Source organism: Pseudomonas sp. RL_5y_Pfl2_73, from assembly GCF_963970515.1.
In the GTDB taxonomy this organism is placed as follows: Bacteria; Pseudomonadota; Gammaproteobacteria; order Pseudomonadales; family Pseudomonadaceae; genus Aquipseudomonas.
In genome coordinates this window covers 34,735-50,754 of the sequence record NZ_CAXAPD010000029.1, presented here as the reverse complement: position 1 = coordinate 50,754, position 16,020 = coordinate 34,735, and the positions used below count along the sequence as shown (strand labels likewise).

Sequence of the window (16,020 nt, the reverse complement as noted above, 5' to 3'; positions counted from 1 at the left end):
ATTCAGTAGTGCAGGTCGTAGAGCACCGGGTAATGATCGCTGCGCAACACCTGTCCCCGAAAAATACGCAGCACTTCATCGTGCCCCTGCACTTTGAGTCCATCGGCATTGCGAATCAGCTGGCGATCATGCACCAAGGACTTCTTGATTTGCACCGCGGCTTCGCAGTATCCACGCGCCACGACGCCTTCATGGACGTAGGCGTAGTCCAACTGTGAGGGGATGGCGAAATTACCGTAGCCCAGGTCACTGCCTAGCAGGCTCGAGACGTATTGGTCGATAGGTGTATAGGAGCGACTCACCTCGTCCAGCTTCTTGTATTCCTTTCTGGCCTGGGTTTCGGTGGAACGGATGGTGACGTGCGTGAAGCCGCTGCCTTCGGGGAACACCGCGTTCATCCTGGTTGCGCCACGGTAAGCGGAGATTGTCTTGGGGGCCGAGCTATAGGGGGTGTTGAGGTCGCCGCCGAAAAATACCAGGCGTTGAAAGTCGCCTTCATGGATAGAACCGAGTTCCTGCATGTCCCCCAGTATCTGCGGCCAGGCGTTTCTTGAGGCATTGGCATGGCAGAAGGCGAATGTGTTGCCTACATCGTCGGTCAGTAGCAACGTGGCGCGCCTGGCTTCCGGGCCCAGCGGCCAACTGTAGCGTTCCCTGAACTCGTTGACCCTGTCGGTGCGCACAAACACCATGGAACCCAGCGTGGTGCTTTTGCGCGCGCCACCGTCCTGGTCGAGGGATGACTTGAGGATGTATTGCTGGCTCAAGTCATTGACCAGTCGATCGTTGGGATTGCCGGTGCTGCCCACTTCAAACAGGGCGACGATGTCCGGGTTGTCCTGTTGCAGGACCTGTTTGAGCGTGGCCAGTTTTTCCTGGTAGGCATCGCTCATCTTGCCGCCTGCTTGGTTGTTCAGGTGCTGGGTATTCCAGATCAGGATTTTGCACTTGGCCACGGCGTCCGCTCCATGAATGCTGCGCCGCAGCAGTATAGATCAAGGTAGTGCGGTGGCGGGCAAGGCCCTGGAAAAGCGCTTCGGCTCGACCGGTTGGCAGGTTTTTCCAGTTTTGGGGCTGGCTGCTAGACTTTATCGTCCAGTCCTTTTTGGAGAACCGGCATGAACAATAAAAACAGGATATGCCTCTGGTACGACGGCACCGCCCAGGAAGCGGCAGAATTCTACGCAAAAACCTTTCCCGACAGTGCGGTGAACGCCATCCATCATGCCCCGGGTGATTATCCTTCCGGCAAGCAGGGCGATGTGATCACCGTGGAGTTCACGGTGATCGGCATCCCTTGCGTCGGCCTCAACGGCGGGCCGGTGTTCAAGCACAACGAGGCTTTTTCATTTCAGATTGCAACCGATGATCAGGCCGAAACGGACCGCTTGTGGAACGCGATCATCGACAACGACGGCCAGGCGAGCGCCTGCGGCTGGTGCAAGGACAAGTGGGGATTGTCGTGGCAGATCAGCCCTCGTGTGTTGCTTGAAGCGATCGCCAGTCCCGACAAAGCCGCCGCCAAGCGTGCCTTCGAGGCCATGATGACGATGACCAAGATCGACATCGCCGCGATTGAAGCAGCGGTGAAAGGCTAGCCGGTTAATCGCTCCCACATTGGTTGGTGGTGACTTCGAATTCTCGATCTGCACAGTCTCTGTGGGAGCGAGCTTGCTCGCGATGGCGCCGGCACAGCCAACATTGATGCAAGCTGACCTATAAGGTGGTTTCAGGCAACCGGGCAATCACCTTGATCTCGAACTGAAACCCATACAGCCACGTCACGCCCACCGCTGTCAGTGTCGGGTGCGGCGCGCTGCCCCAGAACTCGGGCACGACGCTCCAGACCCGTTCGAAGATCGATTCGGGATCGACCAGGAACACCGTGACGTCCACCACATTATCAAAGCTGCAATCGGCCGCGGCGAGTATCGCCTTCAGGTTGTTGAACGCCAGCCGAACCTGAGCCTCCAGGTCCGGCTCCGGCGAACCTGCTTCAGTGCTGCCAACCTGTCCCGAGACGAACAGAAAACCGTTGGAACGAATCGCCGGCGAATAACGATTACGCTCATAAAGTGCCTGGCGTCCGGGCGGGAAAACCACATCGCGCTGTGTCATCAATACCTCCATCAAAGAGTGGGTTCCAAACGATGAACTCACTCTAGGGGCTTGTGTCCGGGCGATAAACGAGCAACCTTGGCGATCACTGTTTGTAAAATCCAAACAATCGGATCGATACCCGAGGCACAAATGGATCGTTTTGATGCGATGCAAGCGTTCGTTCGAGTCGTGGAGGCGGGCAGCTTCACCAAGGCGGCGCAAACCCTGCACATGAGCAAGACCACCGTGACCCAACTGGTGCAGCAGCTCGAAGCACGGTTGCGGGTCAAACTGCTCAACCGCACCACGCGCAAGGTCAACGTCACCGCCGACGGCGCGGCTTATTACGAGCGGGTGATCCGGCTGCTGGCCGACATGGACGATGCCGAGACCAGCGTGTCCGGCGCCCAAGCGTTACCTCGCGGGCGCCTGCGGGTGGACGTGCCGAGTCCGCTGGCCGCGATGATCCTGATACCGGCCTTGCCGGCGTTCTACGCGCGATACCCAGACATCCAGATCGACATGGGCGTCAGCGATCGCATCGTCGACATGCTCGATGAAAACGTCGATTGCGTGGTGCGCGGCGGTGAGTTGAGGGATCAGTCGCTGATCGCCCGACGCGTCGGTGACCTGGCCCTTGGCGTCTTTGCCGCGCCGAGTTACCTGGCACGGTTCGGCCTGCCCGCGCATCCGCGAGAACTGGAAAATTCGCACCATCGCACCGTGGGTTTCCTGTGGGCACGCACCGGCAAATCCTTACCCTACGCCATGCGCCGTGACGGTGAGCTGCTTCACGTCAAAGGACGCTACGCACTGGCCATTGACGACGGCAACGCCTACCTCGCGGCAGGTTTGGCAGGGTTGGGCGTGCTCTGGCTGCCCAGGTACATGTCCAGGCCTCATGAAGCGAAGGGCGCGTTGGTGCCGCTGTTCGAAGACTGGCACCTCGAGCCGATGCCGCTGTATGTGGCCTATCCCCCGAACCGGCACATCAGCGCCAAGTTGCGGGTGTTCATCGATTGGGTCGTGGAACTGATGGCACAGCATGCGCCGGTTGACGCCAAGGGAAGAGCGCAATGATCGCCGAAGGACTCGTTGTACTGCTGGACTACACCCTGTATCTGCTGCCGGGCCTGGCGCTCTTCGGCCTCTGGTTCGCGTTGACGCCCAAGACCCAGACAGCGTTGCGTATCGTGATTGTGCTATTGGCATTCGTGTTGATGCGCGACGCCATGACGCCCTTGCACATGTGGTCCTTGAACGGCGATCTGCAGATTGGTTTTCTGGCCAACCCGTTCGTGCTGGTGATGTTGGGTGTTTCGTCGCTGTTGTTGGTCGCGTTGAGCGCGCGCCAGTTGCCAGACTTGTGGCAACTGGTGGTGCTATTCAAAGGCAATCGACTGGCTGGCCTGGTCCTGGGCATCGCCGTGGGCTGCCTGATCGGTTTGCCGTTGCGGCTTTATCAAGGGGCTGAAACGGTGATTCCAGGTTATTGGCCCTGGCTACTCGGCATGGCGGTGCTGGCCTATGGCGCTAACGCGCTGGAAGAAGTGCTGTTTCGTGGCTTCTTGCAGGGTTACCTCGAACTGCATGTCAGCGCCCTGCGAGCAGCACTGATCAGTGCCGTGGCGTTTTCTGCGTTGCATGCTTTTCTCGCCTTGAGCGTTACCCAACTCGGTTGGCCCGTGTTGCTGTTTACGCTGATAGAGGGCCTGGCCTGCGGGCTCATTTGTATGCGTTACGGCGTCGTGGCATCGACCGCTACCCATGGGACGGCGATATTGCTGATTGCGGTGCCGATGGTGGGTTGAATGAGTTAAACCAGAAACAGGTAGAAGCGGTCGAAGGTTGTATCTCGACCGCTCAACGACAGAGGAGCCCCACCATGGACCGATTCACCGGCGGTTGCCTGTGCGGCAACGTTCGTATCCAAGCCTCGGGCCGTCCGTATCGGGTTGGCCTCTGTCACTGCCTCGATTGTCGCAAGCATCACGGCGCGCTCTTCTACGCTGCCGCCGTGTTTCCCCAGGATGCCGTGACGATCGAAGGTGAAACACGGGATTACGCCGGGCGCTTTTTCTGCCCCCGCTGCGGCTCGTCGCTGTTCGCCCGCTCGGGTGAGGAAATAGAAGTGCACCTTGGGACGCTGGACGCCCCCGATCAACTGATGCCCACCTACGAAAGCTGGACCGTGCGCCGTGAGGCCTGGCTGCCGGCGTTTCCGTTCACTCGACATTACGCGCACGATCGCGAGGGCACCGGGCGGACCGAGGAGTAGGGCGGTCATTCAAACCCGACAATCACCTTGATCTCCAGATACTCCTCAAACCCGTGAACCCCATACTCACGGCCATTGCCTGAGCGCTTGTAGCCACCGAAGGGTGCCATCGGGTTCCACGCCGGGTAGTTCAACAGCACTTGCCCTGCGCGGATACGCGACGCGACGGCGCGCGCAAGATCAAGGTCCTGCCCCTGGACATGCGCGCCCAGCCCATAGACGGTGTCGTTGGCGATGGCGACGGCTTCATCCACCGTGTCATAGGCAATGATGCACAGCACCGGGCCGAAGATTTCTTCCTGGGCGATGCGCATGGCGCTGTCGACCTGCGAGAAAACCGTCGGGCGGGTGTAGAAGCCTTGTTCGAGACCCGCCGGGCGTCCTGGGCCACCGCAGACAAGCTTGGCACCCTCATGCAAGCCGACTTCGATCATGGCCTGCACGCGATTGAACTGGGCTTCGTTGGCGATGGGGCCGAGTACGGTTGCTTCCAATTGCGGATCGCCCACGATGATCGCGTTGGCGGTGGCGGCAGCCAATGCCTCGACTTCCGCCAGGCGGTTCCTTGGCACGATCATTCGGGTCGGTGCGCTGCACGATTGGCCGACGTTGCGAAATGCCGACATCACGCCCGGTGGCACGGCCTTGGCGAAGTCGGCGTCGGGCAACAGCACGTTCGGCGACTTGCCGCCCAACTCTTGCGTCACGCGCTTGACCGTCGGGGCGGCGGCCTGGGCCACCAGTGCGCCGGCGCGGTTCGAGCCGGTGATGGAGATCAGGTCGATGTCGGGATGCGCCGCCATGGCCGCGCCGACCTCGGCACCGCTGCCGTTCACCAGGTTGAAGACGCCGGCAGGCAGGCCAGCGTCATGCACCAATTGTGCGAAGAGAAGGGCGCTCAGGGGCGACAGTTCGCTGGGTTTCAACACCACCGTGCAACCGGCGGCAATCGCCGGGGCGACTTTGGCGGTGATTTGATACAGCGGCCAGTTCCACGGCGTGATGAGGCCGCAGACGCCAATGGGTTCGCGCTGAATGGCCGTGCCATGCTCGATCTTCTGGAAGCTGTAAGTGGACAGCACATCGCGGGCCACCCGAACGTGTTCGGCGGCCAGCGGCACTTGCATGGCCCGTGCGAAGCCGATGGCCGCGCCCATTTCCAGCGAGAGCGCCTGGGCCAGTTCTTCTTTGCGTTCAAGGATCAGTGCATGGATCTTTCCCAGGATCGCCACGCGGGTATCCACCGGAATCGAAGACCAGCCAGGAAATGCTGCGCGAGCCGCCGCGACGGCGCGGTCAACGTCTTCGCCGGACCCTCGGGCGACCTCGGCAATGACTTGCTCGGTAGCGGGGTTGATCACCGGCAGCGTGGCCGGGTACGCCGCAGACTGCCAGTCACCATTGATATAGAACTGCTGGGACGTGGGCGGGGTGTTCAAAAAGGGGGTGGTCATCCAACGGGCTCCCATAGAGCGGTGATAGCGTTGCCGGCGACAGATCCTGAGGCCGTTTTCTTCTCGATAAACTAACAAAGCGGCCCGGATGGGATATGCCGTTCTCAAGCCTGGCAAAGAACAATCTGCTGTATCTGCCGGGTTAACTTGGCGAAAAAAGTGGCAGCATCCGTCCGGGGCAAAAAGGGCGCCCAGTCGCTTGCGTCAAATGAGCCTGCCGGTGCCAGGCGTGCTCATCTGAGGCATGGTCAGGGCGGTCGGTTCGGTAAACCTGCGAATATCAAAAGGGCTGATCAGGGTGCGGGTGCTGCCGGTACTGATCAGCTCGGCCATGACGTCGCCGACGCCCGGGCCGAGCTGGAAGCCATGCCCGCAGAACCCAAAGGCATAGAACAATCCCTTGACCTTGCCGCTTGGGCCCATGATCGGCAGCGAGTCTGGCGTATAGCTTTCGATGCCGCTCCACACCCGGATGATGTTGAGGTTCGCCACCCCGGGCAGCAGGCGGCTCATCTGCTGCATCTGGTTGAGCAGGCTTTCGGGCTTGAAATAGGCGCGGCGGTTGATCATGTCCGGTTTGCAGCGGTTGCCGCCGCCGATGATGAGGTTGCCTCGGGGGATTTGCCGGAAATAAATCACCTCTTCCTTTATCTTGGTGAACACGCCGATTACGGTCGGCAAGGCATAGGGCACCGGCTCGGTGACCGACATCTGCGGGCCATTGGCTTCCAACGGCACCGCTTCGTCGAATTGCTCGGACAGCTTCGCCCCCCACGCGCCCGCCGTGATCAGCAGTTGCTCTGCAATGAATAGCTGGCCGTCGGTGGTGGTCACGTGGAATTGGTCATTCACCTTTTGCACGTCGGCGACTTCCGTACGCTCGCGGATGCTGGCCCCGGCCCGTGTCGCCGCGCGGGCAAATGCCGGGGCTGCCAGGCGCGGGTTGGCGTGGCCGTCGTGAGGGGCGTACGAGCCGCCCTTGACCTGCGCGCCGAGGAACGGGAAACGTGCGTGCAACGCCTTGCCGGTGATGATCTGCAAGTCCAGCTCACGGGCTTCGGGGGCGGCGGCGTAGGCTTCAAGCTCGGCGATTTCGTCCTCGCGATAACAGACGCGCATATGGCCGCTGGGGATGAACTCCAGGTCATCGCCGATCAACTCGGGGAGCCGTTTCCACAATCCGTACGAGCGATTGGACAGTTCCAGTTGGCCGAGGAATCGCCCTTGGCGGCGCACGTTGCCGAAATTCACCCCACTGGCGTATTGGCCGATCAGGTCGCGTTCCAGCAGGGTCACCGAGTGCCCACGCTGGCGCAGGAAAAACGCCGACGCCGACCCCATGATGCCGCCGCCGATAATCAGGACGTCGCTTTTTTGTGCCTTCATGATGTTCTCTCACTTCCTGCCAGCGCTTCGATTTCGATCAGGTACCCATGGTGCAGCGCCGGGACGGGCACCACCGCGCGCGCAGGCCGGTGTGGGCCCACGTAGCGGGCGTAGATCCGGTCGAAAGCCGGCCAGTGTTCGATGCCGGTGACATAGACCGTCACTTTCAACAGGTCGCTGGGGCTGCGGCCTGCCGCGCCGAGAATCGCCATCAGGTTGTCCAGGGCGATGGCGGCTTGCACTTCGAACGGTTGGTCGACGCTGTGGCTGCCATCGGCGCGTACCGGCAGTTGTCCGGACACGTACAAGATGCCCTGGTGCAAGACCGCTTGAGCGTAATGTCCGCCCGCAGCGGCTGCCTGGGTCGTGTGAATCAACTCGATTTCACCAGCCATGCAGACGGCTCCAGGTGTGCACCGCGCCCGAGGCATCGCAGGCGCGGTAATCAGGGAATTGCGCACCGGTGGCGCAGGCGTGGTTGGGCAGGATGCGCAGGCGACCGCCGATGGGAAAACGCTCGGTGATATCGACGGCACCGGGACTGGAAAGGGTGACGATGCCGTGCTCCTGGTTGGCGCCGGTGAGCAGGGCGCCCTCGATCCAGTCGCCGGCTTCGCTGCACACTTGCCCATAGCCGAAATCCCGCTGCTGGCGCTGCGTACCCCGATCACGACTCATGGCCATCCAGCCGGCATCGGTGATGATCCAGCCTTTGTCCGGCTGATGGCCGATCACGGTGGTCAGTACGCTCAGGGCCAGCTCATCCGCCTGGCAAACACCGATGTTGTGCATCACCAGGTCAAAGAACACATAGACGCCGGCGCGCACTTCAGTGACGCCTTCCAGGCTTTGTGCCGAAAGTGCCGTGGGGGTGGAGCCGATGCTGACCTCGGGGCAGGCCAGCCCGGCTGCTCGGATGCGTTGGGCGGCGCTGACGCAGAGGTGGCGTTCTTGTTCGGCCAAGACTTGCAGCGCTTGGGGTGTGTCGAGTTCGTAGCTGGACCCGGCGTGGGTCATGACGCCGCAAAGCTGCATGCCGCCTTCGCTGAGTTGCCGGGCGATATCGACAAGTGCATCGTCTTCAACGCGCACGCCGGACCGATGGCCATCGCAATCGATTTCGATCCAGACTTCGAAGCGTTCGTCGTGCTGCCTGCCGAAATCGACGATGGCCTGCGTCGCCGCCAGGCTGTCGGTCAAGAGGCTCAATCGACAGCCCTTGCGCCGCAGCGTCAGGGCCTGGGCCAGTTTGCCGGGCGCCATGGACACGGCATAAAAGATGTCGTGGATGCCGGCGGCGAAGCAATGCTCGGCTTCCTTGAGGGTCGACACGGTGATGGCGCTGGCGCCTGCTGCAAGCTGCGCCTGAACCACCGGCAGGCATTTGCTGGTCTTGATGTGCGGGCGCAAACGCACGCCCAAGGCGTCCATGCGGTGTTGCATGCGCTGGATATTGCGCTGCATTCGCGGCACATCGATGAGCGCAACCGGGGTATCGAGGGAGGCAATTGAGACTGGCATGAACGAGGCTCGTGGGTGAAAGACAGGCTCGACTCTACTCAGTCATCGTAAAGTCGTGGTTCAATGCGCTGTCATCAATCATTAAGTTGAACTGAATGATCAGCCTCGAAGACCTGCGCATGGCCGTGACGCTGGCACGCTGCGAATCGTTGAGCGCCGCGGCACGGGCCCTTAATGTCTCGCCACCGGCGCTGTCCATGCGCCTGCGCAAACTGGAGACGCGCCTGGGCCTGACCTTGGCCAATCGCGACGCCCGGCGGCTGAGCCTGACCGCTGACGGCGAGCGTTTCTCGCGCCAGAGTGCGCTGTTGCTGGAACAGCTGGAGGCGCTGCCCGAATCGTTCAAGCAGCAAGACGATCAACTGGCCGGCACCCTCAGGCTGGCGGCACCGTTCGGCTATGGACGCCAACGCCTCGCGCCGCTGCTGGCCCGTTTTGCCAGGTTGCATCCGCAGCTGTGCCTGCATCTGGATCTCCGGGAAACGCCCTGGCCTGACCGTCATGACAGCGATGCGGTGATACACATCGGTCACCTGAGCGACAGCCAGTGGGTCGCCCGGCCCCTCACGCAAAATGACCGATGGCTGTGCGCGAGCCCCGCTTACCTGGCACAGAACGGCACACCGCTCGCGCCGGAGCAACTCGCCGAGCATCGCTGCATCTGTATTCGTGAAAACGATGAAGATGTCACCCTGTGGCACCTGCGCAATGCACACGGGCGCAAGACCCTGCGAATCAAGCCTGCCTTGTTTAGCAACGATGGCAGCGTGGCCCGACGCTGGGCCGAACAGGGCCTGGGGCTGGTGCTGCGTTCGCAATGGGACGTCAGCAAAGCCATCGCCGACGGCCGCCTGGTACGGGTGCTCGCCGATTGGCAATTCGACAGCGCCCCCATCAACCTGCTGGTGCCCTCGCGCAAACTGCGCAGCGTGCGGGTGCAGGCGTTGGTGAGCTTCCTGGAGGCCGAACTGAAGGTCTGAATAGGGCACTGTTCCTACTGAACCACCGCCATCGCGAGCAGGCTCGCTCCCACAGTGGATCGGCGGCGTTCCTTGAACCTGTGTTCACCACCAACCCCCCTGTGGGAGCGAGCCTGCTCGCGAAGACGCCAGCCCATTCACCACACTTGCAAGCAGACCCACCGCTTTCGCGAGCAGGCTCGCTCCCACAAAGGATCGGCGGCGTTCCTCGGACCTGTGTCCAGCACTAACCCCCTGTGGGAGCGAGCCTGCTCGCGAAGACGCCAGCCCATTCACCACACCTGCAAGCAGACCCACCGCTTTCGCGAGCAAGCTCCCACAATGGATCGGCGGCGTTCCTTGAACCTGTGTCCAGCACTAACCCCCTGTGGGAGCGAGCCTGCTCGCGATGACGCCAGCCCATTCACCAGGGATGCTGAAGCTGTTGCGCCAAGCGTAGATTCTGCCGAAAACAACGCTTTGCAGAGTCGTTTGGCGCACCATAACTGCCCGCAAACCCAAAGAAACACGGCACGACGCCCACGCCTGGAGCATCCCGCAAAGTCTGCTGAGCGAGCCCCGCAAAACGGTGGTTTGTACCAAGCGGCCGGTATTTTTAACGATTTATCCACGGTCTCATGGTGTTGTAATGAAAACGTGATGCAGCGTTGCACCGATGCCTCACGAAAGGCGCCATCGTTCGCCTCGTCGAGCCTTCAACAACAATCCAGGACCGCACTCATGAGCTTTCTTCGACCCAAGTACATCACCTTCGACTGCTACGGCACGTTGACCAATTTCCAGATGGGCACCATGACCCGCGAGCTGTTCGCTGACCGTGTCGATGCCGGGCAGATGGACCAGTTCGTCAAGGATTTCTCCGCTTATCGCCTGGACCAGGTGATGGGGGACTGGCGGCCCTATGATGAAATCATCAAGACCTCCCTGATGCGGGTCTGCAAGCGTTGGGGCGTTGAATATCGTGGCGAAGGCCAGCTCTATTACAACGCCGTGCCAACCTGGGGCCCCCACGCCGACGTACCGGCGGGCCTGTCGAAAATCGCCGACAAGATCCCCCTGGTGATTTTTTCCAACGCGATGGACGAGCAGATCATGTCCAACGTCGACAAGCTCGGCGCACCGTTCCATAAAGTCTTCACGGCCCAGCAGGCCCAGGCCTACAAGCCGCGCCTGGCCGCGTTCGAATTCATGCTCGATAACCTTGGCTGCGGACCGGAAGACGTCCTGCATGTGTCGTCGAGCTTCCGTTACGACCTGATGTCGGCCCACGACATGAAGATCAAGCACAAAGCCTTCGTCGCCCGCGGTCATGAACATCCGGCCAACGCTGCCTTTGGTTACCACCAGATCTCGGACATCGGCGGGTTGCCCGCGCTGGTCGGGCTCTGAGTCTCGACGCACGCTTGAAGGCGAAAGGGGTTAGACATGGGCAGTGAGTCCTATTGGCTCGACACCGCACCGGCGTTCACCGGTGCTCAGCTCGGCGGGTTGCCCGGGCAGGTGGATGTCGCCATCGTCGGTGGCGGCTTCACCGGTTTGGCGGCGGCGCGGGCCCTGGCCTTGAAGGGGGCCAGCGTGGCGGTGCTGGAAGCGGGCAGGGTGATTGGCGAGGCGTCAGGGCGCAACGGCGGGCATTGCAGTACCGGCGTGGCCCAGGATTACGCGGCACTCACCGCCAGCCTCGGCGCCGACAAGGCTCGGGCGTATTACCAAGCCTATGAAAGCGCCGTGCAGAGCGTCGTGACGCTGGTGGAGCAAGAGCAGATCGCTTGCGACCTCAAGCGCAACGGCAAGCTCAAGCTGGCCGCCAAGCCGATGCACTACGAAGGGTTGGCGCGCACCTGTGAATTGATCCGCAAGCAAGTCGATGCCGAGGTCGAGCTGCTGTCGGCCCAGGAGACGCGGGCGGAAGTCAATTCGGCGCAGTTTCACGGTGGCCTGTTGCAGCGCAATGGCGTGCAGATGCATGTCGGGCGTTTCGGCGTCGGCCTGGCCGAAGCGGCCGCCCGTCACGGTGCGTTGATCTTCCAGGGCGTGGCGGTGCAGGACTGGAAGGCCAGTGCCGGCGGCTATCGAGTCAACACCAGCAAAGGGGCGCTGCAAGCCTCGCAGATCCTGCTGGCGACCGGTACCTGTCAGCAGGGTGGCCTGGGCTGGTATCGGCGGCGGATTGTCCCGGTGGGCAGTTTCGTGGTCGCCACCGAGGTCTTGCCCCAGGCGCTGATCGACAGCTTGCTGCCGGCTCGGCGCTCCTATGTCACCAGCCGCATGATCGGTAACTACTTTCGCCTGACCCCGGACAACCGTTTGCTGTTTGGCGGCCGCGCGCGGTTTGCCATGTCCGACAGCGTGTCCGATGCCAAGAGCGGCAAGGTGTTGCAAGCCGCCATGGTGCAGATGTTCCCGCAGTTGGCGAACACCCGGATCGACTATTGCTGGGGCGGCCTGGTGGACATGACCTCCGATCGCCTGCCCCGGGCCGGCCAGCATGGCGGGGTTTATCACTCCATGGGCTACAGCGGCCACGGCGTGCAGATGTCGGTGCACATGGGGCAGGTCATGGCCGAGGTCATGGCCGGCAAGGTCGAGGCCAACCCTTGGCGCGAACTGGACTGGCCGGCCATCCCCGGGCACTTCGGCAAACCTTGGTTTTTGCCGCTGGTCGGCGCGTATTACCGCTTGCAGGACTACCTGCACTGAGTTTCACCGGGTTGTTTGGCGTTTCAACCACGTTGCGTTAACGCACGTAATCGAGCCCTATCATTTTCCGAAAGGTAGAACTGACATGAGTGACACTAAAAACGGCATCAAAGACCAGTTGATCACCGGTACAGAAAGTCTGCGTGTTTTCGAAGGGCTCAACCGCGGCATGTCACGTCGTCATGCATTGCAGATGCTCGGACTGGCCGGTGTGGCCGCAGCGGGTGCCGGCAGCCTGTTCGGCGCCGCCGGCAAGCTGCTTGCCGATGAGCAGGCAAGCCCCGGCAAAGGCAAGCCCGGCGGGCGTATCCGGGTCGCCGGTATCTCCAGTTCCACCGCCGATACCCTGGACCCGGCCAAAGGCTCATCGTCCACGGACTACGTTCGTCATTACATGTTCTACAACGGCCTGACGCGTTTCGACAGCCACATGGTGCCGCAACTGGAACTGGCCGAACGCATCGACACCACCGACGCCACGCTTTGGGTGATTACCCTGCGCAAGGAAGTGAGCTTCCACAATGGCAAGGGCCTCACCGCCGCCGACGTGGTGTTTTCCCTGATGCGCCACAAGGACCCGATCACCGGTTCCAAGGTCTTGCCGCTGGCCGAGCAGTTTGCCGAGGTCAAGGCCACCGGCACCCATGAAGTGCAGATACGCCTGAGCGGTCCGAATGCCGAGCTGCCGTCGATCCTTGCCATTTCCCACCTGTTGATCGTCCCCGAGGGCACCAGCGACTTCAACCAAGGCATCGGCACCGGTCCGTTCAAGGTCAAGGAGTTCAAGCCTGGGGTGCGCTCCATCGGTGCGCGCAACACCAACTACTGGAAGCCTGGCCTGCCGTACCTGGACGAGATCGAATTCATCGGCATTGCCGACGAGCCGTCACGGGTCAATGCATTGCTGTCGGGCGACGTGCAGATCATCAACGAGGTCAACCCGCGCTCGACCACGCGCATCAAGGACAGCACCACCCATCGCGTGGTGGATTCGCCGTCGGGTAACTACACCGACCTGATCATTCGCCAGGACCAGATGCCCGGCCAGAGCCCGGAGTTCACCGAGGCGATGAAACTGCTGCTGGACCGCGAGCAGGTCAAGTCGGCGATCTTCCGTGGCTTCGCCAGGGTCGGCAACGACCACCCGATTGCCCCCGGCGCGCGTTTCTACAATGCCGATCTGCCGCAACGGACCTACGATCCGGAGAAGGCCCGTTTCCTGCTGAAGAAGGCCGGCATGGAAAGCATCAGCATGCCGGTGATGTGCTCGCCGGCCGCCACCGGTTCGGTCGACGTTGCCGTGCTGTTGCAGCAATCGGCCAAGGAGGCTGGGCTCAAGCTCAACGTCAATCGGCTGCCGAGCGACGGCTACTGGTCCAACCACTGGGCCAAGCACCCGCTGAGCTTCGGCAACATCAACCCGCGGCCCAACGCTGACATGCTGTTCTCGCAGTTCTTCCAGTCCACGGCGCCGTGGAACGAATCCGGCTGGAAAAACCCGCAGTTCGACCAGTTGCTGGTGCAGGCTCGCGGTGAAACCGATGAAGCCAAGCGCGGCAAGATGTACGCGGACATGCAGACCTTGGTGCATGACCACTGCGGCATCGGCATCCCGGTATTCATCAGCAACATCGATGGCGTCGACCAGCGCGTCAAAGGTTATGGCACCAACCCGCTGGGCGGTTTCATGGGCTATATGTTCGCCGAGCAAGTCTGGCTTGAGGCTTGATGCGTGTTGTCTTGCGGCGTGACATGGCACAAGGGGTAGGGCGATGAATAGCAACACACTTTGGTTGATCGGCCGGCGCCTGGGCGCAGCGGTCGTGACCCTGTTGATCGTATCGATGGTGGTGTTCGCCATTACGGCGGTGTTGCCGGGAGACGCGGCGCAACAGTCCCTGGGACAGTTCGCCACGCCTGAGCAAGTGGCGGCCCTGCGGGTGAAGATGGGCCTGGACCAACCAGGTGTGTTGCGCTACCTGCAGTGGTTGATGAGCCTGCTCAGCGGCGACATGGGCGTGTCGATCTCCAACGCCACGCCGGTCACCGAGTTGATGGCTGGCCGGGTCCCCAACACCCTGATGCTGGCGGCGGCCACGGCGCTGGTGTCGGTGCCCGTGGCGTTGGTCCTGGGCATCGGTTCGGCGATGGGGCGAGGGGGGCGCATCGACGGCTTGCTGAGTTTCTTCACCCTGACGATGGTGGCGGTGCCGGAGTTCCTGGTCGCCACCCTGGCGGTGCTGATCTTTGCGGTGAACCTGGGCTGGCTTTCGGCGCTGTCCTATTCCAGCGAGATCACTTCGCCGCTGCAATTCATGCGCACCTATGCCTTGCCGGTGATGACCCTGTGCTGCGTCATCGTCGCGCAAATGGCGCGCATGACCCGGGCGGCGGTGATCGACCAGCTCGACAGCCCCTACGTGGAAATGGCCCGTCTCAAGGGCGTGAGTCCGGTGCGGGTGGTGCTGCGCCATGCCTTGCCCAATGCCATCGGGCCGATCGCCAATGCCATCGCCCTGAGCCTGTCCTACCTGCTGGGTGGGGTGGTGATCGTCGAGACGATTTTCAACTATCCCGGTATCGCCAGCCTGATGGTCGATGCCGTGACCAACCGCGACATGGCGTTGGTCCAGGCCTGCACCATGCTGTTTTGTACGGCGTACCTGGTGTTGGTGCTGGTGGCTGACCTGTGCGCGATCCTGTCCAATCCGAGGCTGAGAAACCAATGAACAATCTCATTGTGAAATCCCCGCCTGCGGCACCCGAACTGGCCTTGGGCAAGGTGTCGCGCAAAACGCCCTGGCTCGGCCTGATCGGGGCCGCGATGTGTGTGATCTGGTTGCTGGTGGCTATCTTCGGGCCATGGCTGGCACCCCACCCGGTGGGGGAAGTGGTCTCCGACAATGTCTTTGACAACCTTAGCGCCACGTATCCGATGGGCACCGATTATCTGGGCCGTGACATGCTCAGCCGCATTCTCGTGGGCGCGCGCTTCACGGTGGGCCTGGCGTTGGTGGCGGCGGTGCTGGCCAGTGGGCTGGGCACCAGTTGCGCGCTGCTGTCGGTGGTTTCGCCGAAGTGGTTGGATGAGCTGATCAGCCGCCTGATGGACGCCTTCATTTCGATCCCGAGCAAGATGCTGGCGCTGATCATGGTCTCGGCGTTTGGCTCGTCGGTGACCCTGCTGATCTGCACGGCGGTGCTCAGCTTCATGCCGGGGGCGTTTCGTATCGCCCGCAGCATGGCAGTGAACATCGAGGCCCTGGAGTACGTGCAAGTGGCCCGCACCCGTGGCGAGCGCCGGCTGTACATCGCCTGTGTGGAAATCCTGCCCAACATGCTCAACCCGGTGCTGACCGACCTGGGCCTGCGTTTTGGCTTCATCGTCCTGCTGCTCAGCGGCATGAGCTTCCTCGGCCTGGGCGTGCAACCGCCGGATGCCGACCTGGGTTCGCTGGTGCGGGAAAACATCGGCGGCCTCAACCAGGGCGCGCCGGCCATCGTGATTCCAGCCCTGGCCATTGGCACCCTGACCATTGGCGTCAATCTGTTTATCGACCGCTTGTCTTCGCGGCGCAACCGACGTACGGGAGGCCATTGA

At 61.9% G+C, this 16,020-nt stretch carries 16 protein-coding genes; 10 read left to right on the top strand and 6 right to left on the bottom strand.

Annotated features, from left to right (window positions below; translation table 11 throughout):
- Positions 1–2: 2 nt before the first annotated feature.
- The gene (locus AACY42_RS23390) at positions 3–956 is read right to left on the bottom strand and encodes an endonuclease/exonuclease/phosphatase family protein (protein WP_339482629.1); all 954 of its coding nucleotides are present in this window, start codon (positions 954–956) and stop codon (positions 3–5) included.
- Positions 957–1,118: 162 nt separating this feature from the next.
- Between AACY42_RS23390 and AACY42_RS23385 the strand changes: the two genes are divergently transcribed.
- Entirely contained in the window at positions 1,119–1,598 is a 480-nt protein-coding gene (locus tag AACY42_RS23385) for a VOC family protein (RefSeq protein WP_339482627.1), read from the top strand.
- Positions 1,599–1,716: 118 nt separating this feature from the next.
- Here AACY42_RS23385 and AACY42_RS23380 read toward each other — a convergent pair whose 3' ends face one another.
- Positions 1,717–2,118: a RidA family protein gene (locus tag AACY42_RS23380; RefSeq protein ID WP_339482626.1), complete on the bottom strand. Its 402-nt coding sequence runs from the start codon at positions 2,116–2,118 to the stop codon at positions 1,717–1,719.
- 132 nt (positions 2,119–2,250) lie between these two features.
- Between AACY42_RS23380 and AACY42_RS23375 the strand changes: the two genes are divergently transcribed.
- The 3 genes from AACY42_RS23375 (at position 2,251) to AACY42_RS23365 (ending at position 4,378) form a co-directional block, all read left to right on the top strand.
- Positions 2,251–3,180 carry a LysR family transcriptional regulator gene (locus tag AACY42_RS23375; protein WP_339482624.1) on the top strand — a complete coding sequence of 310 codons (930 nt, stop codon included), beginning with the start codon at positions 2,251–2,253 and terminating at the stop codon, positions 3,178–3,180.
- On the top strand, positions 3,177–3,911 hold the full coding sequence (locus tag AACY42_RS23370) for a CPBP family intramembrane glutamic endopeptidase (RefSeq protein WP_339482623.1): 735 nt from the start codon (positions 3,177–3,179) through the stop codon (positions 3,909–3,911). Before AACY42_RS23375 ends, AACY42_RS23370 begins: the two co-directional genes overlap by 4 nt.
- Before the next feature lie 74 nt (positions 3,912–3,985).
- Positions 3,986–4,378, top strand: coding sequence for a GFA family protein (locus AACY42_RS23365; protein WP_339482622.1), 393 nt, complete (start codon positions 3,986–3,988; stop codon positions 4,376–4,378).
- A gap of 5 nt (positions 4,379–4,383) precedes the next feature.
- On the opposite strand, the gene AACY42_RS23360 is transcribed toward AACY42_RS23365, so the two are convergent.
- The 4 genes from AACY42_RS23360 to AACY42_RS23345 form a co-directional block, all read right to left on the bottom strand.
- Positions 4,384–5,832, bottom strand: a complete 1,449-nt coding sequence (locus AACY42_RS23360) for an aldehyde dehydrogenase family protein (protein ID WP_339482621.1) — start codon at positions 5,830–5,832, stop codon at positions 4,384–4,386.
- A gap of 204 nt (positions 5,833–6,036) precedes the next feature.
- A complete protein-coding gene (locus tag AACY42_RS23355) occupies positions 6,037–7,218 on the bottom strand; it encodes an NAD(P)/FAD-dependent oxidoreductase (protein WP_339482620.1) in 1,182 nt (393 codons plus the stop codon).
- Entirely contained in the window at positions 7,215–7,613 is a 399-nt protein-coding gene (locus AACY42_RS23350; protein WP_339482619.1) for a RidA family protein, read from the bottom strand. The genes AACY42_RS23355 and AACY42_RS23350 overlap by 4 nt, the downstream gene beginning before the upstream one ends.
- Positions 7,603–8,739, bottom strand: a complete 1,137-nt coding sequence (locus AACY42_RS23345; RefSeq protein ID WP_339482617.1) for a DSD1 family PLP-dependent enzyme — start codon at positions 8,737–8,739, stop codon at positions 7,603–7,605. Before AACY42_RS23345 ends, AACY42_RS23350 begins: the two co-directional genes overlap by 11 nt.
- 95 nt (positions 8,740–8,834) lie before the next feature.
- On the opposite strand from AACY42_RS23345, the gene AACY42_RS23340 reads away from it, so the two are divergent.
- The 6 genes from AACY42_RS23340 to AACY42_RS23315 all read left to right on the top strand — a co-directional run bounded on the left by AACY42_RS23340 (position 8,835) and on the right by AACY42_RS23315 (position 16,020).
- Entirely contained in the window at positions 8,835–9,719 is an 885-nt protein-coding gene (locus AACY42_RS23340; RefSeq protein ID WP_339482615.1) for a LysR family transcriptional regulator, read from the top strand.
- Positions 9,720–10,439: 720 nt separating this feature from the next.
- A complete protein-coding gene (locus AACY42_RS23335; protein ID WP_339482614.1) occupies positions 10,440–11,108 on the top strand; it encodes a haloacid dehalogenase type II in 669 nt (222 codons plus the stop codon).
- Positions 11,109–11,144: 36 nt separating this feature from the next.
- Positions 11,145–12,419, top strand: a complete 1,275-nt coding sequence (locus AACY42_RS23330; RefSeq protein WP_339482612.1) for an NAD(P)/FAD-dependent oxidoreductase — start codon at positions 11,145–11,147, stop codon at positions 12,417–12,419.
- A gap of 85 nt (positions 12,420–12,504) precedes the next feature.
- A complete protein-coding gene (locus AACY42_RS23325) occupies positions 12,505–14,148 on the top strand; it encodes an ABC transporter substrate-binding protein (protein WP_339482611.1) in 1,644 nt (547 codons plus the stop codon).
- 43 nt (positions 14,149–14,191) lie between these two features.
- Positions 14,192–15,148: an ABC transporter permease gene (locus AACY42_RS23320; protein WP_339482610.1), complete on the top strand. Its 957-nt coding sequence runs from the start codon at positions 14,192–14,194 to the stop codon at positions 15,146–15,148.
- Complete coding sequence (locus AACY42_RS23315; protein WP_058544730.1) at positions 15,145–16,020, top strand: ABC transporter permease; 876 nt, start codon at positions 15,145–15,147, stop codon at positions 16,018–16,020. The genes AACY42_RS23320 and AACY42_RS23315 overlap by 4 nt, the downstream gene beginning before the upstream one ends.